Genomic DNA, 23,675 nt, shown 5'->3' with positions numbered 1-23,675 from the left:
ACATTACTTGGGGCGAGGGTCTACTTGGGGGCGAAGCGCTGGCCCGCATCCAGACGCAGGCACTGGCCGTTGAGCATCGGGTTGTCGACGATCGCGACCGCAAGCTTGGCGTACTCCTCGGGCTTGCCGAGCCGCTTCGGGAAGGCCGCATCCTTGGTCAACGCGGAGGCGAACTCATCGGGGATGCCCTGGGTCAGGCCGGTGGCGAAAAGGCTCGGGGCGATGGCCAGCACCCGGATGCCCAGGCTGCCGAGGTCGCGCGCCATCGTCAGGCACATGCCCGCGATACCCGCCTTGGACGCGGTGTAGGCGACCTGACCGATCTGGCCCTCAAATGCCGCGATGGACGCCGTGTTGATGATGACGCCGCGCTCTTCGGCGTCGTCGTCGACGGGTTCCTGCTTGCTCATGTGGAACGCCGCGAGCCGGCTGATGTTGAAGGTGCCGACGAGGTTGAGGTCAATCGACTGACGGAACGACTCCAGGCTGTGCGGCCCGTCCTTCTTGATGGTGCGCTCGCCGATGCCGCCGCCCGCGGTGGTCACGATGATGTGCAGGGCACCGAGTTCGTCGACGGCGTCGGCGAGCACCTGCTCGGTGCCGTCGAAGTCCGTCACGTCGACCTCATGGAAGGTGCCACCGATCGCGGCGGCCACCTCCTTGCCGTTCGACTGTGGACGATCCAGGATCGCCACGCTCGCGCCACGCTGGGCGAGCGCCTCGGCGGTGGCCTTGCCAAAGCCCGATGCCCCACCGACGACGATGGCCTTCTTCCCGGATATCTCCATCTAGCTACCTTTCCAAAAAGTGGTCAGTTTGTAATGCGACTGGCATGGTCACCTTACGGTAAGGCCCACGGGTCACCGATTGGGTACCTTGGCTCACATGGCCGATCGGGCATTTGCTCGCCCGCGGGCGCTGGCCGGTGTCGCCGCCGCCGCGGTCGCACTGGGCGTCACCGCGCTGACTGCTGCACTGGTGGGTCCGGAGGCCGACTCGCGTACGGCCGTCGGGTCGGCCGTCATCGATCTCACACCCGGACCCGTCAAGGAATGGGCGATCCAGACGTTCGGCACCGCCGACAAGCTGATGCTGATGGTGTTGATCCTGATCACCATCGCGGTGCTCGCCGGGATCACCGCCAAGCTCGAGACGCGACGAGTGCCGTTGGGCAGCATCACCATCGCGCTAGGGGGTGTCGCCGGATGCGCCGCGGTGCTGTCGCGGGCCGGGGCGACACCCATCGCCGTGCTGCCCACAGTGATCGGCACGGTGTGCGGCATCGCGGTCCTGCGCCTGCTCGTATCGGGCAGGTTCAGCGACGGCAAACCTGCCGAGCCCGGCCCGCGCGACGGCGAGTTCGGCGCCGCACCCGACCCAGGGCGACGGTTGTCGCTGGTGACGCTCGGCTTCCTGGCCGCTGGAACCCTGACCGGCGTCCTGGGTGCGGTGCTCACTCGCGCGCGTTCGTCGGTCGCCGGTGACCGCAATGCATTCGCGCTGCCCAAGCCGGCCGTGCCCGCACCCGCCGTACCCGCCGCCGTGCAGCCCGTCGGCGTCGACCTGCCACCCTTCATCACACCCAACGCCGACTTCTACCGAATCGACACCGCACTGTCGGTACCTCAGCTCAGCAGACCCGACTGGAAGCTCAGAATCCACGGCATGGTCGACCGCGAGGTCACTCTCGAGTTCGAAGACCTCGATCAGTTCGAGGTCATCGACAAGGTGGCGACACTGACCTGTGTGTCCAATCCGGTGGGTGGTGACCTCATCTCGACCGCGAAGTGGACGGGTTACCGCGTCCGGGACCTGTTGGCGCGGGCCGGTGTTCACACGGACGCGGACATGGTGCTGTCCACGTCGATCGACGGATTCACCGCAGGAACACCCGTCGAGGCGCTGACAGATGCCCGCGACTCATTGTTGGCCATCGGCATGAACGACGCTCCGCTGCCCACCGAGCACGGCTACCCGGCGCGCCTCGTGGTGCCCGGCCTTTACGGGTACGTGTCGGCGACCAAGTGGGTCGTCGACCTCGAGGTCACCAAATTCAACCTCGCGCAGGCGTATTGGACCAAGCTCGGATGGTCCGAACGTGGCCCCATCAAGACGCAGTCGCGCATCGACGTCCCCCGCAGCGGGCAGGACGTGGCCCGCGGCCCGGTGACGTTCGGCGGTGTTGCGTGGGCGCAGAACCGCGGCGTGCGCGCAGTGGAGGTACGCGTCGACGGCCCGGACGGACAGGGCCAGTGGCAGAACGCGGAGTTGGGCGAGGCCTACTCGAATCAGACCTGGCGACTGTGGAGCTTCCGCTGGCAGGCGGATGCGCCGGGGCCCCACGAGATAAGTGTCCGAGCCACCGACGGCACCGGTGCGGTACAGACCTCCCAGCCTGCCGACGTTGTGCCCGACGGTGCATCGGGTTGGCACACCGTGTCATTCGCAGTGGAGTAGTGCGCTAAGCCCAGTGCGCGCCAGACGTCGACAGCGGCGGTCAGGAGGGAACGGCTGCTGTTCGACCCCACCGGCCACTACGCCCGACCCGATGTATTCGACGTCACGGTGGACCGCCGCCGCAAGGACTCCGCCCGCTTCATCGACGAGGCAGCGCGACGTTGAACATCCCGTTCCTGTCCTCGATCGCGTTGGTCATGCTCGCGGTCGCCGCGTGGTCGGGCTGGCTGCTCGAACTCAATCACCGCAGACCCGCGTTCATGAGGAGGATCGGCATCACGCAGATCCGTCCGGTCCTGCAGATGCACATCGACTTCATTCTCACGAGTGTCACGATCATCGCCGTCGACTTCGTGGTGTCCGATCGGCCCGGCTGGATCACAGGCCTGCTGGCATATGGCGCCGTGATCAACCCACTGCTGTTCCTTCCGCTAGCCTTTGAGGGTCGAGGGCTCAACTCGGTTCCCCGACAGGCCGCGATGTTCAGCTCGTTCGGCGCGCTGAGCATCGACTTCACAGCGCTCGCAATATATGCGCTGGCGTAGCTGGCTGGCCGCACGAGCCCGTTACACAGTGTCCGCATTGGCCGTGATCGCGTGACACTGTGATCCGGCCCAGAGCCGTCCTGGAACGAGACGATGGACACACATCGGGCCGCACCTAAGGATGACTCTGTCTTGAATACCCACAGCGCCAGCATGTTTCAACGCCAACTCCCGGGAGGACATGCGCACCACCGCCCGGGTGCCGCCTCGCCCGTGGACTCCGGCCGTTTCGCGGCGCTCACGGCCGGCGGCATTGCCGTCGATATCATCCGGTCCGATGATGGCAGCAGCCAGCTGCTCTTCAGCCTCTACGCCAACGAGGCGGTGCCGCTGCGCCGGGTACTGCCCGCCCTGCAGAGCATGGATCTGGAGACGCTCAACGAGCACACCACAGAGCTGATCCAACCCGATGGAACACCGGGCTACATCTACGATTTCGTGCTGCAAGCGGGCGCTGACGCAGCCGTGGCGATCGCGCGTGAGGGCTCTGACGCCGATCAGCACATCCACGACACCTTCCACGCCCTGTGGGATGGGTTGGCCGACGTCGACGCCTTGAACACACTGGTCGTCAGCGCAGGGTTGACCTGGCAGCAGGTCAGCGTGTTGCGAAGCTACAGCTGCTACCTGCGCCAGACACAGTTGCCATACGGCCAGAACCGCATCGAGCGGGTACTCCTGGATCATCCCGGGGCAGCGCGCGCCACCGTCGACCTCTTCGAGGCCCGTTTCGGTTCACCGGGTGAACCCGCTGACCATCCGCGCCGGATCGCGGCCGTGGAGTCTGCCCAAACCGCACTCAATGAGCAGATCGACCAGGTCGTCACGATCGACGCAGATCGGATACTGCAGGCCTTCCGGGGCGTCGTCACCGCCACGGTGCGAACGAACAGCTTCGCTCCCCGGGCCCTGAGTGCGGACATGCCCTATCTGGCGCACAAGATCCGTGCGCAGGACGTCGCCGAACTTCCCGAGCCACGGCCTGTTTCGGAGATCTTCGTGTGCTCACCCACGGTGGAGGGCGTCCACTTGCGATTCGGCCTAGTGGCCCGCGGCGGGTTGCGCTGGTCGGAGCGCTTGGACGACTACCGGACAGAGGTACTCGGCCTGGCCAAGGCACAGGCGGTGAAGAACGCCGTGATCGTTCCAGCCGGGGCGAAGGGCGCCTTCGTCGTCAAGCGTGCACCCACATCGATCGGAGGCGTCGCAGCGGACCCCGAAACCGTTCGCGCGCACACCGTCGCCTGCTACCGGCAGTTCATCGCCGGCCTGCTAGACATGGCCGACAACGTCCCCGCCTCCGCGACAGCACCGCATTCGCCGGCGGACATCGTCTGCTATGACGGCGCGGATCCCTATCTGGTGGTGGCCGCCGATAAGGGCACGGCCACGTTCTCCGATACCGCCAACAGCATCGCGCTGGAGCGCAACTACTGGCTGGGCGACGCGTTCGCATCCGGAGGATCTGCGGGATACGACCACAAGGCGATGGGAATCACCGCTCGCGGCGCATGGGTTAGCGCGGACAGCCACCTGCGCGAACTCGGAATCGACACCGGTACAGATGAATTCACCGTGGTCGGCATCGGGGATATGAGCGGTGATGTGTTCGGCAACGGCATGCTGTTGCGCAACGGCATCAAACTCGTTGGCGCTTTCGACCATCGCCACATATTCATCGACCCGACTCCGGTGGCCGAGACGGCCTACCAGGAGCGACGCCGCCTCTTCGATCTGCCCCGGTCTTCCTGGGCCGATTACGACCGATCCCTGTTGAGCGCTGGCGGCGGAGTCTGGCCGCGCTCCGCGAAGCGCATTCCCGTGTCCGCTCAGATGCGTGCCGCGCTGGGCATCGCCGACGGGTCTGACCAGCTGACGCCGACACAACTCATCCGCTACGTGCTGTCGGCACCGGTCGATTTGTTGTGGAACGGCGGAGTCGGCACCTACGTCAAATCCAGCACCGAACAACACACCGATGTCGGCGACAAGGTGAACGACGCGGTCCGCATCGACGCGTCGGACGTCAGGGCGAGGGTCATCGCCGAAGGTGGGAACCTCGGCATCTCGCCGCAGGCGCGAATCGACTTCTCCCGCAACGGCGGCCTGATCAACTCCGACGCCATCGACAACGCTGCCGGTGTCGACTGCTCTGACCACGAGGTCAACATCAAGATCCTGCTGGATTGTGCGCCGGCAACGAGCGATCTCTCCTCCACCGACCGCGGTGCTCTTCTCGCCGAGATGACCGACGAAGTACGCGAACTCGTTCTGGCCAACAACCGCGCGCACAACCGGTTGCTGAGCGACTCCCGTTTCAACGCGGCACCAATGGTCGACGTCCACGCCCGAATGACCACATCGCTCGAGGAACGCCGGGGACTGCACCGCGAGCGCGAACACCTGCCCAGCAAGAAGCAGTATGGCGAACTCTCGAAGAACGCCAGCGGGCTGACGACACCGCAGCTGGCGACCCTGATGGCCCACGTCAAGCTCGATCTCAAGGCCGACCTGATCGCCGACGAGCAGTTTGACGACACTGCCTACTCCGACGTCCTCGAGGGCTACTTTCCCTCGACGCTTCAGGATCGGCTCGGCAGCACGATCAATGGGCACCCACTGCGTCGTGAGATCGTCGCCACCGCGCTCGTGAACAGGGTTGTCGGGACGTCGGGTATCACGTACGCGTTCCGTCTCGCAGACGAGATAGGCGCCACGACAGCCGATATCGTCCGCGCCCACACCATCGCGTCGCGCGTCTTCAACCTCGACGAACTGTGGACCGCAATCTACGATTCGCCCATTTCGGCGGCGACAACCAACGCCCTCATCATCGAGAGCCGCCGGCTCCTCGACCGCGCCTCGCGCTGGTTGCTGCTCAACCGGCCACAACCACTGGCCATCGGCGCCGAGGTGGCCCGGTTCGCGGAACCGCTGGGCTCGCTGAGTGGCCAGGTCGGGTCCATGTTGCGTGGCGGCGAGAAGGCGGCGCTCGATAACGCCTACGACCGCCTCGTCGAGCAGGGTGTCGACGCATCGATCGCACAACGCATCAGCGAGGCACTGTACGTCTTCAGCCTCCTCGATATCGTCGAGGTCGCCGATGCCCACGACGGCGATCTCGCCATGCTGGCGCACACCTACTTCGCGCTGTCCGATCATCTCGGTATCGACCGGCTTCTCATCGCCGTCTCCGCGCTTCCGCGTGGACGCCGCTGGCACGCGCTGTCGAGACTGGCGCTGCGCGAGGACCTCTACCGGGCCCTGCGGACCCTGGCCACCGACGTCGTCGCGTTCGTGGCGGATTCTCCTGGCGTGGCCGACGGTATCGAGGAATGGGAGCAGTTCAACCGGCCACGGCTCGCCCGAGCACGGGCGACCTTGCAGGAACTCCTGAATTCCGGGATTCCCGACCTTGCCGCGCTGTCCGTCGCGACCGCCCAGATCCGCAGGCTCACAGCGTCACCGGGATAGCCCGGGCCTGCGGTGCGTGCTGACGTCTGCTCGGTACTGCTTTGGCGTCATGCCGAACCAGCGCCGGCAGGAGCGATTCAACACGCTCTGTTCGGCGTAGCCGAGCAGTCCCGCGATCTGGCTGAAGGGCAACTCCGGTTCGGCAAGGTACGCCGCGGCAAGTGCGCGACGTTGCGTGTCGATCAGGTCCTGGCACCGCACCCCCTCATCGGCTAGGCGTCGTTGCAACGACCGGGGATGCATCGCGAGTTGGCCTGCGACAGTGTCGACGCTGCACTGGCCGGTGGGGAGCAGCCGGCGGACCAGTTCAGTCACTCGCTCCGACAGTGCCGTACTACGCGGAAGGTAGTTGGAGTCAAGATATTTCGCGGCAATTCGTCTGGTCTCAGGATCCGCGCTCTCGATCGGCCGGTCGGCCAGCGATCGAGTGATCTCGAACCCACACCAGCTCTGCTGGAAGTGGACCGGACACGTCAGCGCTAGTCGGTAGGCGGTGTCCGTGCCCTGTTGAGGATGCATGAAGCACACGGCGCTGGCCTGTGCGTCTGGGCCACCCAGCATGCGAATGATGCGAGCGACGATTGCCATGCTGAGCTCATAGCCTTGAATCGGGTAATCGAGGCCTGGTTCGGTCACCTCGTAGGTGAACCTCACGTCGGCTTGTGCGGCTGCGGGGCCGATGGTCAGCTTCAATGCCGGAGAATGGACGTACAGGTAGCGTCCGATCATCTCCAACCCGGTCAGCATCGTCTGTGCGTTGCGTGCGATCACCGCGACCGGACCGAATATGTCCAGGCCCTGCCAGTGGGCGAGGCGTAATCCGAAGTCCGGGCACCGAAGGTCCTCGGCGCTCGCCTCCAGCATTTGCGCATAGGCGTCGACGGAGATGAACGCGTCCTCCTCGTTCTCGATACCCCGCGGGATTCCGAAGCGCGTCGCGAACAGTTCCGGGTCTCCGCCGAGTTGCGACACCAGCTCGGCATAACCCCACAGCGTGGTGGCCCGGATCAGGCTGCCCATCTGGTCGACTCTCTAGGTGTCGGGAAATGTCAACAAACTGTCGCACGTCATCAATACTCCCGGGGCTCCTTCACCCATTCTGGATGGACCGTCCAAAGGCGGTTGCGGCCACGAACTGTGGAGATTCCATGAACTCACAACACTTCGATGTCTTGATCATCGGTGCCGGTCTGTCCGGTATCGGGATGGCCTGTCACGTGATGGACGAGCTTCCGAACCGGTCCATCGCGGTCCTGGAACGCCGAGACCGGATGGGCGGCACCTGGGATCTGTTTCGATATCCCGGCGTCCGGTCCGATTCCGACATGTACACCTTCGGCTACAAGTTCCGTCCGTGGCGGGATGTGAAGGTGCTCGCCGATGGCGCATCGATCCGGCAGTACCTCCTCGATACCGCAGCGCAGTTCGGTGTTGACGAGAAGATCCACTATGGGCTGAAGGTCGTCAAGGCGGACTGGTCCACCCTCAACGGTCGCTGGACCGTGACGACGCTTCATGAGGCAACTGGTGAGACACGCACCTACAGGTGCAATTACCTCATCAACTGCACGGGTTACTACAACTATGACGCGGGGTATCTGCCAGCCTTCCCCGGCGTTGACCGGTTTCAGGGCCGGTGCATTCACCCGCAGTTCTGGCCGGAAGACCTGGACTATGCGGGCAAGCGGGTCGTCGTCATCGGAAGCGGTGCAACGGCTATCACTCTCCTACCTGCCATGGCGGGCGATGCCAGGCATGTGACTATGCTGCAGCGTTCACCGTCCTACGTCATCTCGTTACCCGCGGTGGACAAAATCTCCGAGGCCCTTGGCCGATTCCTTCCGGACGGCTGGGTGTACGCGTTCGGGAGACGGCGGAACATCGCCCTGCAGCGCGGGGTCTACCGGGCGTGCCGGCGCTGGCCGCAGTTGATGCGCAGGCTTCTGCTGTGGGACGTGCGGCGTCGCCTCGGGCCGTCGGTCAGCATGAGCAATTTCACGCCGAGTTACCTGCCGTGGGACGAACGTCTGTGCATGGTGCCGAACGGCGATCTGTTCAAGACGCTGTCCTCGGGTGAGGCCTCGGTGGTCACCGATCAGATCGACACCTTCACCGAGAGCGGGATCCTGCTGGCGTCAGGACGGGAACTCGCCGCCGACATCATCGTCACGGCAACCGGACTGAGCATGCAGATGCTGGGTGGTATGACCCTTTCCGTGGATGGCGAGGAGCGCGCACTGCATGACCAGATGATGTACAAGGGCGTGCTGGTGGAGAACATTCCCAATCTGGCGGTGATTCTCGGCTACACCAACGCGTCGTGGACCTTGAAGTCCGACATCGCGTCTGCCTACCTGTGCCGTCTGCTCAAGCACATGGACGCGAACGGTTACGCGGTCGCGACTCCACGTGATGACAAGGATTGCGGGCTGGACGTCGGAATCATGGATCAGATGCAATCGGGCTATGTCAGGCGCGGCGACGCCGTCCTACCACGTCAGGGTGCCGATCATCCGTGGAGAGTCCTCATGCGGTACGAGTACGACGCCAAGATGCTGGTCGAGGATCCGGTTGAGGACGGCGCACTGCTGCTCCGCACTCCCGCCGCGAACCCGGCCGCTGTCTCCAGCGCCACATGACACCGGGCAAGAACGCTGTGCGCTTCGTTCTCCGTTGCGCGCGACCACTGTTCGTCAGCCGCTATCTGGGCGTGGGTGGCCGGCGCTTCATGTTGGCGATGGTGACGGCCGCGGTGCGAGACCCCAAGGGCACGCGCTATCAGCGGGTCACGATCGCCGGCGTTCCCGTGGAGCAGGTGCAACCGGCGGACCACGCAACCCATGGGACGCTGATCTACCTGCACGGCGGAGGTTATGCGCTTGGCAGTGCGAAGGGCTACCGCGCGCTTGCCGCCCACCTGGCTTCGGCGGCAGGCTTCACCGCAGTGGTTCCCGACTACACGCGGGTACCGGAGGCGCAGTATCCCCTTGCCCTCGATGAGATGGTTGCGGTCTACTCCCAGCTGCTTGCGGACGGACTCGACCCGAGAACCACCGTGATCGCCGGTGACTCGGCCGGCGGTGGCCTTACCCTCGCGCTCGCCATGGCACTGCGCGACCGGGGGATACCAGGACCGGCCGCACTTGGCCTCATCTGCCCCTGGGCCGATCTCGCCCTCGACATGGACCGTCGGCGGCCGATGGCACGCGATCCCCTGATTCTGCCGTCGATGTGCGCCGAGTGGGCGCCGCAGTACGTGGGTGCCTTCGACCCCGAGTTGCCCGGCATATCTCCGGCGTCCGGCGACATGCGCGGATTGCCCCCGATCGTCATGCAGTCCGCTGGTGACGATCCCATTCACGTCGATGCCGACAAGATCGAGACATCCTGTACTGCAACCGGGTCAGCAAGTATCGATCATCGTCGCTTCGACAACCTCTGGCATGACTTTCACCTCCAGGTCAGCATTCTTCCCGAAGCCCGAGACGCGATCGCTGACCTCGGAGTGAAACTGCGCAGCCACCTGCCGATGCCCGCCGAGCACGCGTCGAATCACCCACCAACGAAAGGCTGAACCCGCAATGAGCTCGTTTGAAGGAAGAGTCGCCGTGATCACCGGAGCTGGCTCCGGTATCGGCAGGGCACTGGCACTCAACCTCGCCGACAGGAGCGTACGACTCGCCCTGTCCGACATCGACACCGAGGGGCTCGCCGAGACGGTGCGCCTGGCGCGGCAGCGCGGCGCGCAGGTGAAGTCGGACCGGCTCGACGTCACCGAACGAGAGGCTGTGCTCGCCTACGCAGATGATGTCGTCGGGCACTTCGGCGCCGTCAATCAGATCTACAACAACGCCGGCATTGCGTACAACGGCAATGTGGACAAGTCCGATTTCAAGGACATCGAGCGCGTCATGGACGTCGACTTCTGGGGTGTCGTCAACGGAACCAAAGCCTTTCTGCCGCATGTGATCGCATCCGGCGACGGGAACATCGTCAACATTTCGAGCCTATTCGGCCTGATCGCGGTTCCCGGACAGAGTGCCTATAACGCCGCCAAGTTCGCGGTGCGGGGATTCACCGAGGCACTTCGCCAGGAGATGCTCATCGCCAAACACCCGGTGAAGGTGACCTGTGTGCATCCAGGGGGCATCAAGACCGCGGTTGGCCGCAACGCAACTGTCGCTCACGGCGAGGACCAACAGAGCTTCGCCGAGTTCTTCGACACCCGGCTGGCGTGGCACTCCCCGGAGATGGCAGCGAGGACGATCGTTAGTGGAGTCGCCAAGGGACACGCCCGCGTCGTGATCGGGTGGGAGGCCAAGGCCCTAGACATACTCGCCCGAATCCTGGGCTCCTGGTATCAGCGGGTGGTCGCCGCGGGTGTGTCGACCTTCTTCCCCTGGGCCAAGTAACGCGTTGCGGAAGGCGGTGGGGGTGGTGTTGAACCAGCGCTTGCAGGATCGGGTGAGCACGCTCTGTTCGGAGTAGCCGAGTTGAGCGCATATCTGGTGCAGGCTGAGGTCGGTGGTGAGCAGCAGGCGTTGCGCGGTGTCGCGGCGGCTCTGGTCAACGAGTTCGGCGAAGGTGGTGTTCTCGGCGGCCAGTCGCCGTTGCAGTGTTTTGGGGTGTAGGCCGAACTGGCGGGCGGCCAGGTCCGCGGTGAGGTTTCCGGTGGGCAGCAGTTGGCGGATGACGCTGCGCAGGGTGTCGGCCAGTCCACGGCTGTGCTGGCCCTTGGTGCTGGACAGGTAGTTCAGGGCGACTTGGTGGGCGAGCACGTCGTGGCTGAGCGGCCGTTGCAGATCGGTGACGCGCACGCTGAATCCGGCGGTTGGCTCGTTGAAGTGCGGTGGGCAGCCGAAGTAGCGGCGGTAGTCGATCTTGGCACCCAACGCGGGGTGAGGCAGGTGCACGGCCACCGGCCGGTAGGTGGTTCCCAGATACAGGTGCAGCACGCGCAGCGTGACTCCGAGAGCCAGTTCGATGGCCTGGGCCTGCGGGGGCGGCGGATTGAGTAGGAAATCAAATTCGAACCGGCCCAGGGCGGGATCCTGATGCTCGCTGATGCGCGTGGCGATACCGGGGCTGTAGGCGCTCATGTAGTTGTCCACGATCACGAAGGCGTCGGCGACGGTGGCGGCGGTGCGGGCCGCGACCCCGACCGGGCCGAGGATGTCGATGCTCTGTCGCAACGCGAGTTGGCGGCCGAAGTCGGTCACGTTGAGCACCGCGGCCGCGTCCTCGACCGCGGCAATCGCGTTGCGCAGCGAGACGAACCGATCGCGCTGCCCGACATCGCCTGGGTCGATCCTGGCCAGCTCCAGAAGAGCTTCGGGGTCGCCGCCATGCGCGGTCACCAGGGGCGAAAAACCTGTCAGCGACGAACCCCGGATCAGCAGCATGTCCACCACGGTCAAGAAGATGTCCAGAAATGTCAAGACGGCGGCAGGGGTGTGCCGCAAAGATGGTCGGGACCCTGTTCACCGCCGACTGTGACACGGGGACGAGCCGGTGTTGATCGGCGCGCCGTGCGGTACACCCACGCGGTCCAGATGAAGGGGTACGTGGTTGAGCATTCACGGTTCGTGGAGGCGCTGGTCGAGTGTTGTTCTCGCGGTGGCATTGTCGGCGACGATGACGGCATGCGGCAGCAATGAGGAGTCGGCCGATCGCGGCGCGGAGGGCGAGATGAGCGTGGAACAGGTCCGCGAGATCGCGAAACAGGCTTACATCTACGGGTATCCGATGGTCGACAACTATCGGGTTCAGTACTCCTACTTCGTCGACCAGCAGGATCCGAACTACAAGGGCGATTGGAACCAGATCCACAATCTCGCCCGGGTCGCCACACCTGCAGACACCGCCATCCAGACACCCAACTCCGACACGCCCTACTCCTTCGTCGGCGCCGACTTGCGGACCGAGCCACTAGTGCTCACCATCCCGCCCATCGAGGCGAGCCGCTACTTCTCCGTTCAGTTCATCGACGCCTACACCTACAACTTCGCCTACGCCGGTAGCCGCACCACCGGCAACGGCGGCGGCAAATACCTGCTCGCCGGGCCGAGCTGGCGCGGCGAGAAACCCGCAGGCATCGCCGAGGTCATCAAGTCCGACACCGATTTCGCGTTCGCCGCCTACCGGACGCAGTTGTTCGCCCCCGACGACATCGACAACGTCAAGGCCATCCAGGCCGGTTACACCGTGCAGCCACTGTCGGCGTTCCTGGGCGAGCAGCCGCCGGCCGCCGCGCCGAAGGTCGACTTCGTCACGCCGCTGAGTGTCGACGAGCAGAAGAGTTCCCCGAAGTTCTTCGAAGAACTCAACTTCGTCCTGAAGTACGTGCCGGTGCTGGATTCGGAGAAGGATTTGCGCGCCAAGTTCGCCTCCATCGGGATCGGCTCGGACGGCGATTTCAACGTCGAGAAACTGAGCCCGCAACAGCGCGACGCGTTCCAGGGGGCGATCACCGACGCCTGGAAGGGCTTCGATGGGCTGCAGACGAAGATCAACGACGGCACCGTCAGCTCGGGCGACCTGTTCGGCAACCGGGAGATTCTCGGCGACAACTACCTCTACCGGATGTCGGGCGCTGTCAACGGCATCTACGGCAACACCAAAGCCGAAGCGATGTACCCGATCTTCGACGCCGATGCGACCGGGGCACCGCTGGACGGGGCCAACAGCTACACCTTCCGGTTCGCCCCGGGACAGCTGCCGCCGGTGCGCTCATTCTGGTCGCTGACCATGTATCGGATGCCGCAAAGCCTGCTGGTCGCCAACCCGATCAATCGGTACCTGATCAACTCTCCGATGCTGCCGAGCCTCAAACAAGATCCCGACGGCGGCTACACCATCTACATTCAGAACGCATCGCCCGGTCCGGACAAGGAATCCAATTGGCTGCCCGCGCCGGAGGGTCCTTTCCGGGTCGTCGAACGGTTGTACTGGCCCGAGGAAGCCGCGCTGAACGGCACCTGGCAGACACCCAAACCAGAGAAGGTGTGACGCGCAGATCAAGCCGCCCGCCACCTAACCTGGGCTCATGACCGAGCCCGCCACGCAATGGCGCGATGCCCTGCGCGCAAACCTGCTCACCGCCCGAAAGGAGCGCGACGCGGTTCGCGTGTCGGCGCTGCGCAGTGCACTCAGCGCCATCGACAACGCCGAGACCCCGGACGGCCCTGTCCCCTCCGCCGGGGCCCTAGCCGAGAGTGCGGTCGGGCCTGGTGCGGCCGAGGTGGCGCGCCGGGTGCTTTCCGACACCGAGATTCGCGCGCTGCTGACCGCCGAGATCGACGAACGACGGGCTGCCGCCGCACAACTGACCGCGAACGGCGCCGACGAACGTGCCGGGACGGTACGTGCCGAGGCGGCGGTGCTGAGCGACCTTCTCGGTTGACGCCGGCGATGTCGGACGTCCGTGCCACGCTGGACGGGTGTTACCTCACGCCGTGTTACTGCAGGACGTCGCGGCGGCCTCAGCCGACGTCGGGTCGGTGTCGGCGCGCTCGGCCAAGATCAGCCGGATCGCCGACCTTCTGACCGGCGCCGCCGCAGCCGGAGATCCGGCGATGGTCGCGGTCATCGTGGCGTGGCTGTCAGGTGAACTGCCGCAGCGCCAGATCGGCGTGGGATGGGCCGCACTGCGTTCACTCCCCCAGCCTGCCGACGCCGCGACGCTGACGGTGCGGGGTGTTAATGCTGCGTTCAGCGATATCGGGGCCGTCGCAGGTAAGGGGTCGCAGTCCCGGCGCGCGGAATTGGTGACGGCGTTGTTCGACGCAGCGACCGAGGTTGAACAGACATTCCTGCGCCGCCTGCTCAGTGGCGAACTGCGCCAGGGTGCGCTGGTGGGAGTGATGGCCGACGCGGTCGCCAAGGCGGCCGGTGCGCCGGCGCCCGCGGTCCGACGGGCGGCGATGCTCGGTGGCGACCTGACTGCCGTGGCCGCGGCGGTTCTCACCGAGGGCGCGGATGCGCTGGGCCGGTTCACGCTGCAGGTGGGCCGACCGGTCGGCCCGATGCTGGCCCAGACCTCCACCGGCGTCGCCGATGCACTCGAACGTCTCGGCGGCACGGCGATGTTCGAGGCGAAGCTCGATGGCGCCCGCGTGCAGATCCATCGTGACGGCGACAGGGTGTCCATCTACACCCGCAGCCTCGACGACGTGACCGACCGTCTGCCCGAGGTGGTCGAGGCGACACTCGCACTGCCGGTGCGAAGCATGATCGCCGACGGTGAGGCGATCGCACTACGCCCCGACGGGCGGCCGCAGCGCTTCCAGGTGACGGCGTCCCGGTTCGGTCGCACCGCCGATGTGGCCGCCGCGAGGGCCGCTCAGCCACTGTCGGTGTTCTACTTCGACGTGCTGCACCTCGACGGCGTCGACCTGCTAGACGAACCCGCCGTCGACCGCCTCGCGGCCCTGGACTCGGTGGTCGGACCGGACGCCAGGGTGGACCGCCTGGTCACGTCATCGGCCGACGAGGCCGTCGCCTTCTCCGAGCGCACCCTGGCCGCCGGTCACGAGGGTGTGATGGCGAAGTCGCCCACCGCACCGTACGAGGCCGGGCGCCGCGGCGCAGGCTGGCTCAAGGTCAAGCCCGTGCACACCCTCGATCTGGTGGTGCTCGCCGTGGAGTGGGGCTCAGGGCGCCGGACCGGCAAGTTGTCCAATATCCACCTCGGCGCCCGGGATCCGGCCACAGGCGGTTTCGTGATGCTGGGCAAAACCTTCAAGGGCATGACCGACGAGATGCTGGCCTGGCAGACCACCCGATTCACCGATCTCGCCATCGGCCCAACCGACGGGTATGTGGTGACGGTGCGCCCGGAGCAGGTCGTCGAGATCGCCATCGACGGCGTGCAGGGATCGACCCGTTACCCAGCGGGAATGGCGCTGCGTTTCGCTCGCGTGGTCCGGTACCGCGACGATAAGGCGGCCGCCGAGGCGGACACCGTCGACACGGTGCGCGCCATCTACGAACGCGACTGACACCGGTCGGTCGCCTCGAGTTCTGCCCCATCCCGTCCCGGATCTACGCGCTCGAGCTTGGTCCAACCCGTCCAGCCTCGCTTGGTCAACAGCTCGATCAGTCGGCGGGCCTGCGGCGCGGCATCGAACGCCAGGGTGTCGAGCAGATCGACCAGCGATGGCTCGATGCCGCCGCTGACGTAGTCCTCGCCCTGTTCGTCGGCCAACTGTGTGAGGTAGATCGCCATCTTGTCGACCAGCTCGTTCAGCATTGGGTCGTCGTCGGCACGGTCGAGGGTCTGGCTCATGGTGAGGTAGAAGTCGATGAGCTGGGGGTGGGTTATTTGCTCTCGCTTGCGTGCCATCAGCTCCCGAGCTCGCTCGGGTGTGCGCGCCACAAGCGGGATCCAGCCGTCGCGTTCGACCTGGACGATCCGCTCGTCGACCCCGAGCGCCCGCAAGTGGTCGAGAAACTCGACTACCTCCGGCGGCAACGCCACGTTGTCCCCAGCAGCGAGGCAGGCGATCTGGCGGCGGTGTCGCTGCCGCTGACGGATCTCCGCGCGGAGCCGCCCGTCGATGTCTGTGGCCGCCGCGGAGAACTCCTCCTCGTCGGCATCCAACAGCTCTCGCACGCGCGCTAGCGGGACCCCGGCTTCGGCGAGTGTCCGGATCTTGATCAGCTCGACCACGGTCTCGGCGTCGTACCTGCGATAGCCGGCGTGGTCGCGCTCCGGCTCCGGTAGCAGCCCCTTGGCGTGATAGTGCCGCACGGCGCGCACCGTCGCTCCGGCGAGTGACGCCAGCTCACCGATGGTCAGCATCCGACCAGTGTCCTCGACCTAGAGGCTTTCAAAAGGCCGCCTGGCCGTCAGGAATTCGTGTACTCCGGATAATTCGGGCAATCTCCGGGGCGTGGGTGACGACAAGTGCGTGAGTGGCGTCGAGCCACGACGTCGAGATGTGGGGCTGCTCGCGGACGAGCCGCTCGATGCCTGCACGCCAGAGCCGATTGTGCCGCGGTACACGCCCTTCGGCGTTGTGGCCTGCCATCGACACCGACACGATCATGTGGATCGGAGGGTTGATCGTGCGGTACCGGTCGAGGATTCCGGACCGCATCTCATCCAGCTCGAGATTGAGATCGAGGATTTCCTGCGCTGTGAGCAAGATCTGACGCGGGGTGCCCATAATGGCCTCCTGTTCCCTCGCCATGCTCTCCCACAGTGCGCGAAACCCCGGCAGGTCGGCCTCGGTGATGAACCGCGCGGGCACGGGATTCGCCCCGTCGATGAGTACGAGTTCGGCGAAGGTGTCGGGATACTCGGCGGCGTATTGCACGATCAGGTCCGCGCCCAGGGAGTGGCCAACGAGGACGGGGGCCGACGGCAGACCGAGGCGTCCCACCTCCGCCATCACAGCGACGAGATCGCCGAGGAACGCCTCGACGGTGTACCGGTCGGCAGCTGAGGAATTCCCATGGCCGCGCAGGTCGAAGGTCATCACGTCGTGGTCACGCCGCAGCAGCTCGATCAGCTCGTGCAGATCGGCCTGGGTGGAGGCCAGCCCGGGGCACAGAACCAGCGGTCGCCCTTGGCCTCCGCGAGTCACAGGGATCGTCACACCGTCGTGACGGACCGTGAATTGATGAGCGTTCGTCGTCATGCCAACCATGCTGGAAGGTTGACCCTGCGTCAGGGTCAACCCCAGCCGCGAAGAGCAGCCAGCACTGAGCGAAAGGGCGTGTTTTCGCCAACGCGGCTGCTCGCGGTGACAGGATCGGCGCATGGCTTCATCTCCAGCCCCCACCTCGTTTGAGCGATCCGAGGAGACCGTCGGCGACATCACCTATGTTCGCACCGACCCAGACCTGCCACCGGTGGCGATCATCGACCGGTCACCCATCACCACCAAACACAGGATCGTCTTCGCCGCGATCGCCCTGCTCGGCGCCGTCGCGTGGGCGATCATCGCGTTCTTCCGTGGTGAAACCGTCAGTGCCGTCTGGTTCGTCGTCGCGGCGATCTGCACCTACGTCATCGGGTTCCGGTTCTATGCGCGCCTGATCGAGATGAAGATCGTCAAGCCGCGCGATGACATAGCCACGCCCGCAGAGACTTTCGAGAATGCCACGGATTACATGCCGACCGACCGGCGGGTGCTGTTCGGGCATCACTTCGCCGCCATCGCCGGCGCCGGGCCGCTCGTCGGACCGGTTCTGGCCATGCAAATGGGCTACCTACCCGGCACCATCTGGATCATCGTCGGCGCTGTGGTCGCCGGATGCGTGCAGGACTACCTGGTGCTGTCGATATCGGTGCGCCGACGTGGTCGGTCGCTCGGGCAGATGGCGCGGGACGAACTCGGCACGATCGGTGGTGTCGCGGCGATCGTCGGCGTGCTGGTCATCATGGTGATCCTGCTCGCGGTTCTGGCGTTGGTCGTCGTCAACGCGCTCGCCGAGAGCCCCTGGGGCGTGTTCTCGATCGCGATGACCATCCCGATCGCGATCTTCATGGGTCTCTATCTCCGATTCCTGCGGCCGGGCCGCGTCTCCGAGGTGTCCCTGATCGGCGTCGCCCTGCTTCTGCTGGCCGTCGTCTCCGGCGGCTGGGTGGCCGAAACCGCCTGGGGTGCCGACTGGTTCACGCTCTCCAAGGTGACGCTGTCGTGGTGCATCATCATCTACGGCCTCGCCGCATCGGTCTTGCCTGTGTGGCTACTGCTCGCACCGCGTGACTATCTGTCCACCTTCATGAAGGTGGGGACCATTGCCCTGCTGGCGGTCGGCATCGTGCTGGCCCGCCCGATCATGGAGGCGCCGGCCGTCTCGTCATTCGCCGCGAGCGGCACGGGCCCCGTGTTCGCCGGGTCGTTGTTCCCATTCCTGTTCATCACCATCGCCTGTGGTGCGCTGTCGGGCTTTCACTCGCTGATCTCATCGGGCACGACCCCGAAGCTGCTCGAGAAGGAAAGCCAGATGCGGCTGATCGGCTACGGCGGCATGCTCACCGAGTCGTTCGTCGCGATCATGGCACTGATCACCGCCGCGATCCTCAACCAGCACCTGTTCTTCGTGATGAACGCGCCCACCGCGGCCACCGGCGCCACCGCACAGACGGCCGCCGACTACGTCAACGGCCTCGGCCTGTCCGGACCCGACATCACCGCTGCCGAGATCACCGCGGCGGCCGAGGGCGTCGGCGAGGAGTCGATCGTGTCGCGCACCGGCGGCGCCCCGACTCTGGCCTTCGGCATGTCGGAGGTTCTGCACCAGGTCTTCGGCGGTGAGAGCCTCAAGGCCTTCTGGTACCACTTCGCGATCATGTTCGAGGCGCTGTTCATCCTGACCACCGTCGACGCGGGCACCCGCGTGGCACGCTTCATGCTCTCGGACGGTCTTGCCAATCTTGGTGGGCCGCTTCGCAAGCTGCGTAACCCAAGCTGGCGGATCGGCGCATGGAGCTGCAGCGTCATCGTCGTCGCCGCATGGGGCAGCATCCTGCTGATGGGTGTCACCGATCCGCTCGGCGGCATCAACACGCTATTCCCGTTGTTCGGCATCGCCAACCAGTTGCTCGCCGCGATCGCTCTGACGGTCGTCACCGTCGTGATCATCAAACGCGGCCTGCTGAAATGGGCCTGGATACCCGGGGTTCCACTGCTGTGGGATCTGGTCGTCACGATGACGGCGTCGTGGCAGAAGATCTTCTCCGGCGATCCGAAGGTCGGCTACTGGACGCAGCACTTCCAGTACCGCAACGCAAGGGACGCGGGCCAGACCGCCTTCGGCGCGGCCAAGGACGCGGGCCAGCTCGACGCGGTCATCCGCAACACATTCATTCAGGGCACGTTGTCAATAGTGTTTGCCGTTCTGGTGTGCATCGTGTTCGTCGCCGGTGTCATCGTCGCGTTGAAGGCAATCCGCGGCCGCACTGTGACGCTGTCGGAGGACGAACCCACACCGTCACGGATCTTCGCCCCGTCGGGTCTGATCCCGACCGCGACCGAGAAGGAGGTGCAGAGGCAGTGGGACGATTTGCCGAGATCGGGCGTCACGTCAGTTGGTACTGGAGTTCATTGATGGGCGACAACCACTACCGTCGTTACATCGAGCACCGCGAACGCAACTGTCCCGGCGAGCCGGTTCTCTCGGAGCGGGACTACTGGCGCATGCGACACCACGCGACGGAGGCCAACCCGCAGGGCGGTTGTTGCTGAACACCCGCTCTGCCCCCTCCCGCGAGAGCGCGGGTTTGGGGGCGATCCCGCCCCAAGTGTCGCTTGCCGCGGTCGTCGCTAGGACCCTGCACCACAACGGCATTGCCGTTGACACCGGCTGCGGCGAAGGAGTCGCGGCCCGGGCTGACCAACAGATCCCCATCGCCCTAGACCATGCCGCGACACTCATCCGCGAACTCGTTCCAGTGGAGATGCCGCCCTGAGACTGCGCTCAGTGAAACCAGATCAGTGCTGTCGACGGGTGTCCAGGAAAGCTAGCGCGCCGATCAGGACTTGAGTCACCGCCATCGCGGTCACCAACGGCCAAACCGTGGTCGCGCGACGTCGCGTCCATCGGTAGGCCACGATCGCAATGACAACCCTCGATCCGAAACTGACCAAACTGAAACCGCACGACTGCGCATACCGCCGCGTTCTCCGCCTGGGGTTTGCTCAAAAGCCTCACAGAATCTGGCGACCAATTTGTGTCACGCAGCGCCTTATTTTCCGACCAACGACGGTCCGCCGCTTATCGGCGGGGCTGTGCGCCTGCCCGTAAAGCGTTGCCGCCGTGGCAGCGTCGCCGGTCCGCTCATGGCGAGTGGCCGATGGAGTGCAATTCCGTCCCACAAGATGCTCTCCTCGCTCCTCCCATCGCTAGCCCTCGAACCGTGGACCGGCCCTATTGTGAGGTATCTCGGTTAAGGCAGGATCGCTGCCAACAGTCGGTCGAGATCCACGCGGCCGCCACCAGAGCGGATGTCTGTGCCCGCTGGTGGCAGGTCGGCGAGGTTGGCCAGCAAAAAGTCCGCTGCAGTACGCGGGCGCGCGGCTGGGTCGCGTGTGCGCAGACCGGACAGTATTAGCGCGAGCAGGCCGGCGATGTGCGGGGTCGCCATGGAACTGCCCGGCGATGAGAGGTACAGGCCATCGGGTATCGGAGAAATGATGTTTACTCCTGGCGCAACCACCGTCGGAACAATTCTCGGTGGAATCTCCGCAAAGATCGACGGTCGCATACTGCCGTCCGTCTGTTCCACCTTCACTTGGCTCCAATCCACGACTTCGCCACTGCTGCGATCCCACACATCGCCAGCCTCGTCGTGAGCGCCGACGACGATCAGGATTCCGGCCGGTGCTTCGCTGGGAGTCATCAGATAGTTGGCCGGTGAACGGGACTTGGGTTTGCCAGCAATTCCGAACTCGTTGCCCACCGCCGCAACCACCACAACACCCGCGTCGAGCAATGCCTGGATCGGCGCCGACCACACTTCGAGTAACCCCGGCCTGCCCAGCGAAAGGGAGACCACATCGCATGCCTGCTTCGTGAGCCACCAGAGCCCGGCGTTGATTTGGGCGAGCGTGCCTGTGTTCGATTCCTCCAACACCCGGCACACCGCGAGTTCTGCCGCCGGCGCCATGCCCCGTGCCCTGCCTTCGGTTGGCTCGCCGACCAAAATGCCGGCGCAGTGCGTTCCGTGCCAGTGGCCGAAAGTCGGCACCGCCTGCGCATCGTCCAACTGCGAGCCGTCCGGTTCCTGCTGCACCTGCTTTCGTCCGTCCTCGTCGAAGTGCGCAAACCCCACCAATCGCTCCTCGGCCTTCAGGGACGCAAATGCCGGATGCGCAGTGTCCAGGCCGCTATCGGCGATCCCGATGCGTACCCGCTGGCCGCGGAACCCCTGCTCCCAAAAGCGAGCGGCGTCGAGCCCGTTCAGTCCGATCCCCCAGTTGTCACTGTTCTCGACGTCCCCGCCGCCAGCGCCATCAGCGTCGGGTGGGTCGAGTTCGAACTCGATCCTGACGTTGTCGAATACATCGCTGACTACTGCCTCGTTGGCAACGTTGGAAATTTCGTTCGGGACAAGCAACGTGTTCGGTGCGATCAATTCGCCAAAGTCTGCCATCGGCTGGTTGACGCCCGGCTGGAACTGCACCAGCCGGTTTGACCCCGGAAACTCGCGAAAGGTTTCGCGTTCTTCCGGCACAGGTTAGACCTCGGCAGCGCTTGTGTTCGGATCCGGCAGTCGGATGATCTGCCCGATCGTCTCCACCGCCGTGCGGATCTGGAACTTGATCGACTCACATGGCGACTTCTTCGCATCCATGAAGACGCGCGGATGGGAGCACCCGCCCATGCACAGCGGCAGCACGGGGCACGCGGTACAGGACGGATAGACGAATGGCGACATCGCGCGCCACTTCTCTGCAACCTCCGTTTCCGCCATGTCCGAGTCCACCTGGTGGACGTTGCCCATCGCCTCACTCGCGACGCCTACGCTGTCCCAGCAGCGGCTGATGTCGCCGGCGGGGTCGATCACAAACATGGCGCCCCTGGTGGCGCTGCAGAAGTGGGCCCTTGGCGTGAGGCGGGAGACGAGCAGCTCGGGTGAGTCCGAAAGCACTGGGAACATGTTCTCCTCAAAGCGCGCGTACTCCGGCCGAGTCATCACCTCCGGATTCATCTTCACGGGGGCCGATGGCTTATCGCCGACGACATAGAGCGGCAGCGACTTCATCGCCGGCTTTGAGCGCTGGCCGTCCAGGCCGGTGACGCAGCCCGCCTCGCCGTCCAGATCAGTGGTGTGGGCAAGGCCCGCGAGGCGGTCGAGTTTGTGCTCGCGCAGGACCTCCAGGATGCGCGGGACGTCCTTGGCATTGGCGCGATGGACGTTGATACGCACGTTGAGGTCGAGATGCGCCGCAGCGCTGATCACGTTGCGCAGGATCACGGACGGTTCGCCGTCGGGATCGTGCACGCCCCGGGTCTCTTGGCCATCGTCTACGAGCGCGTCGAAGGATACCTGCGCGGACGTAATGCCGACATCCGTCAGCCGTTTCACCATCACCTCGTCGAGCAGCGTGCCATTGGTGATGATGCTCATCGGGTTAAGCGTTCCGCCGGCCTCCTCAACCGCCTGTCGCAGCCGGCTAGAGAGGTCTACGACGATATCGGCGGCCAGCAGCGGCTCACCGCCATACCAGGTGCAATTGACCGTCTTCCAGCCCTCTTCAACTCGTGCGCGAACGTAGCGAACCGTGGCGTCCTGCGTCGCGGGCGACATCACGCGGTCGATTCGGTATTCGTTCTGATAGCAGTACGTGCACGACTTGTTGCAGGCGAGTGTCGGAGCAATCGTCAGGCTCATCACCTCGCCATTGGTGTGGCCATTTTGATAGACGGCAATGACCTGCTGTAGTTCGTCGCCGGAATGAAGGAAGCCCATCTCCAGGAGGTCCGGTGTGTCCGCAGTCTGCACGACCGGATCGCTGGACTGGAGCGCTTCGCCTACCGCAGCGGACAGGTGGGCGAAGCTCCCGGTGCGGGCGTTGTAGCCGACCCAACCGTCTCCGCGGCGCACAAACGAGTTGTAGCGGGATCTCTGCAAGGCACCGCTCACTTCAGAAACGTCCCTTTGACGATGCAAATGTCAGCCTTGCCGAGACATGAGCATTGGCCGCCGCAGACGTCGGCGCCGGCGGCGTCCTCTACCTCGGCCGGGACTGCCTCAATCGCATTGATCGTGATCTCGCCCTCGGGCACCTCGTCCCCGTTCTCGATCCGCGTGATCAGCAGCGTCTGCAGGCCTAGCTTGACAATGCGCGCGACACCGGGCTTCGCGACGGATTCGGGCAATGGCTCATCGGGCATTCCGGTCTCCTAGCTACGAATCAATCCCCCATATTTCGGGCTGGAGTAGCAGTGACACTAGCGAAAGGATTTCCTATGCGCGCAATGATGGTTAAATCAATGTCTGGATAATTGATAAATCAATTTCTGACGGCCGTGTTACGCATTCTGCGCAAGTGCAGCCGAGGCGCAGTCAATCGTGAGAAAGTGCAGTCACATTTGAAGCCCGACAACCCACCTGAAGGTTCTCACGTTTGGTTGCATCTTTAGGCGGCGCTGTTTGGGCATACGTGAACTGTCTCACTACTACTGCACCCCAGTTTGTCTCACGACGTAAGTGCATTTCCTACCGCCGATCCAGTCCGCACA

At 64.9% G+C, this 23,675-nt stretch carries 19 protein-coding genes; 11 read left to right on the top strand and 8 right to left on the bottom strand.

Going from position 1 to position 23,675, the window contains the following annotated elements:
* Positions 1-20: 20 nt before the first annotated feature.
* A complete protein-coding gene (locus ABIA65_RS18970; RefSeq protein ID WP_241400025.1) occupies positions 21-788 on the bottom strand; it encodes an SDR family NAD(P)-dependent oxidoreductase in 768 nt (255 codons plus the stop codon).
* Positions 789-885: 97 nt separating this feature from the next.
* Between ABIA65_RS18970 and ABIA65_RS18965 the strand changes: the two genes are divergently transcribed.
* The 3 genes from ABIA65_RS18965 (at position 886) to ABIA65_RS18955 (ending at position 6,476) form a co-directional block, all read left to right on the top strand.
* A complete protein-coding gene (locus ABIA65_RS18965; RefSeq protein ID WP_354524551.1) occupies positions 886-2,457 on the top strand; it encodes a molybdopterin-dependent oxidoreductase in 1,572 nt (523 codons plus the stop codon).
* 161 nt (positions 2,458-2,618) lie between these two features.
* Positions 2,619-3,002: a hypothetical protein gene (locus ABIA65_RS18960; protein ID WP_354524550.1), complete on the top strand. Its 384-nt coding sequence runs from the start codon at positions 2,619-2,621 to the stop codon at positions 3,000-3,002.
* Between the two features lie 132 nt (positions 3,003-3,134).
* Positions 3,135-6,476 carry an NAD-glutamate dehydrogenase domain-containing protein gene (locus ABIA65_RS18955; protein ID WP_354524549.1) on the top strand — a complete coding sequence of 1,114 codons (3,342 nt, stop codon included), beginning with the start codon at positions 3,135-3,137 and terminating at the stop codon, positions 6,474-6,476.
* Here the strand turns inward: ABIA65_RS18955 and ABIA65_RS18950 are convergent.
* The gene (locus ABIA65_RS18950; RefSeq protein ID WP_354524548.1) at positions 6,465-7,496 is read right to left on the bottom strand and encodes an AraC family transcriptional regulator; all 1,032 of its coding nucleotides are present in this window, start codon (positions 7,494-7,496) and stop codon (positions 6,465-6,467) included. The two genes, ABIA65_RS18955 and ABIA65_RS18950, sit on opposite strands and share 12 nt — an antisense overlap.
* Before the next feature lie 128 nt (positions 7,497-7,624).
* Between ABIA65_RS18950 and ABIA65_RS18945 the strand changes: the two genes are divergently transcribed.
* Genes ABIA65_RS18945 through ABIA65_RS18935 form a run of 3 tightly spaced genes read left to right on the top strand, consistent with a single transcriptional unit; the run spans position 7,625 to position 10,888 of the window.
* On the top strand, positions 7,625-9,115 hold the full coding sequence (locus tag ABIA65_RS18945; RefSeq protein ID WP_354524547.1) for a flavin-containing monooxygenase: 1,491 nt from the start codon (positions 7,625-7,627) through the stop codon (positions 9,113-9,115).
* Positions 9,112-10,050: an alpha/beta hydrolase fold domain-containing protein gene (locus ABIA65_RS18940; RefSeq protein ID WP_354524546.1), complete on the top strand. Its 939-nt coding sequence runs from the start codon at positions 9,112-9,114 to the stop codon at positions 10,048-10,050. The genes ABIA65_RS18945 and ABIA65_RS18940 overlap by 4 nt, the downstream gene beginning before the upstream one ends.
* A 7-nt stretch (positions 10,051-10,057) precedes the next feature.
* Complete coding sequence (locus tag ABIA65_RS18935) at positions 10,058-10,888, top strand: SDR family NAD(P)-dependent oxidoreductase (protein WP_354524545.1); 831 nt, start codon at positions 10,058-10,060, stop codon at positions 10,886-10,888.
* Here the strand turns inward: ABIA65_RS18935 and ABIA65_RS18930 are convergent.
* A complete protein-coding gene (locus ABIA65_RS18930) occupies positions 10,802-11,878 on the bottom strand; it encodes an AraC family transcriptional regulator (protein WP_354524644.1) in 1,077 nt (358 codons plus the stop codon). The two genes, ABIA65_RS18935 and ABIA65_RS18930, sit on opposite strands and share 87 nt — an antisense overlap.
* Before the next feature lie 232 nt (positions 11,879-12,110).
* On the opposite strand from ABIA65_RS18930, the gene ABIA65_RS18925 reads away from it, so the two are divergent.
* The 3 genes from ABIA65_RS18925 to ABIA65_RS18915 are packed head-to-tail and all read left to right on the top strand — an operon-like array spanning position 12,111 to position 15,475.
* Positions 12,111-13,484, top strand: a complete 1,374-nt coding sequence (locus ABIA65_RS18925) for a DUF1254 domain-containing protein (protein ID WP_502919592.1) — start codon at positions 12,111-12,113, stop codon at positions 13,482-13,484.
* A gap of 37 nt (positions 13,485-13,521) precedes the next feature.
* On the top strand, positions 13,522-13,878 hold the full coding sequence (locus ABIA65_RS18920) for a GatB/YqeY domain-containing protein (RefSeq protein ID WP_354524544.1): 357 nt from the start codon (positions 13,522-13,524) through the stop codon (positions 13,876-13,878).
* Between the two features lie 52 nt (positions 13,879-13,930).
* A complete protein-coding gene (locus ABIA65_RS18915) occupies positions 13,931-15,475 on the top strand; it encodes an ATP-dependent DNA ligase (protein WP_354524543.1) in 1,545 nt (514 codons plus the stop codon).
* Here the strand turns inward: ABIA65_RS18915 and ABIA65_RS18910 are convergent.
* Positions 15,460-16,278 carry a MerR family transcriptional regulator gene (locus tag ABIA65_RS18910; protein ID WP_354524542.1) on the bottom strand — a complete coding sequence of 273 codons (819 nt, stop codon included), beginning with the start codon at positions 16,276-16,278 and terminating at the stop codon, positions 15,460-15,462. The genes ABIA65_RS18915 and ABIA65_RS18910 overlap by 16 nt on opposite strands.
* Before the next feature lie 28 nt (positions 16,279-16,306).
* Positions 16,307-17,119: an alpha/beta fold hydrolase gene (locus ABIA65_RS18905; protein WP_354524541.1), complete on the bottom strand. Its 813-nt coding sequence runs from the start codon at positions 17,117-17,119 to the stop codon at positions 16,307-16,309.
* 121 nt (positions 17,120-17,240) lie between these two features.
* Between ABIA65_RS18905 and ABIA65_RS18900 the strand changes: the two genes are divergently transcribed.
* Positions 17,241-19,538, top strand: coding sequence for a carbon starvation CstA family protein (locus ABIA65_RS18900; protein ID WP_354524540.1), 2,298 nt, complete (start codon positions 17,241-17,243; stop codon positions 19,536-19,538).
* A complete protein-coding gene (locus tag ABIA65_RS18895; RefSeq protein ID WP_354524539.1) occupies positions 19,538-19,675 on the top strand; it encodes a YbdD/YjiX family protein in 138 nt (45 codons plus the stop codon). The genes ABIA65_RS18900 and ABIA65_RS18895 overlap by 1 nt, the downstream gene beginning before the upstream one ends.
* A gap of 701 nt (positions 19,676-20,376) precedes the next feature.
* On the opposite strand, the gene ABIA65_RS18890 is transcribed toward ABIA65_RS18895, so the two are convergent.
* Genes ABIA65_RS18890 through ABIA65_RS18880 form a run of 3 tightly spaced genes read right to left on the bottom strand, consistent with a single transcriptional unit; the run spans position 20,377 to position 23,327 of the window.
* Positions 20,377-21,663 (bottom strand): S8 family peptidase, encoded by a 1,287-nt coding sequence (locus ABIA65_RS18890; protein ID WP_354524538.1) that lies wholly within the window; start codon positions 21,661-21,663, stop codon positions 20,377-20,379.
* 3 nt (positions 21,664-21,666) lie between these two features.
* The gene (locus ABIA65_RS18885) at positions 21,667-23,076 is read right to left on the bottom strand and encodes a radical SAM/SPASM domain-containing protein (protein ID WP_354524537.1); all 1,410 of its coding nucleotides are present in this window, start codon (positions 23,074-23,076) and stop codon (positions 21,667-21,669) included.
* Positions 23,073-23,327, bottom strand: coding sequence for a hypothetical protein (locus ABIA65_RS18880; protein WP_354524536.1), 255 nt, complete (start codon positions 23,325-23,327; stop codon positions 23,073-23,075). The genes ABIA65_RS18885 and ABIA65_RS18880 overlap by 4 nt, the downstream gene beginning before the upstream one ends.
* Positions 23,328-23,675: the final 348 nt, after the last annotated feature.

It is taken from the genome of Mycolicibacterium sp. 624 (assembly GCF_040548615.1).
Classification (GTDB): domain Bacteria; phylum Actinomycetota; class Actinomycetes; order Mycobacteriales; family Mycobacteriaceae; genus Mycobacterium.
Note: the sequence above shows the minus strand (reverse complement) of the source record. Positions and strands in the feature narration are given on the sequence as shown.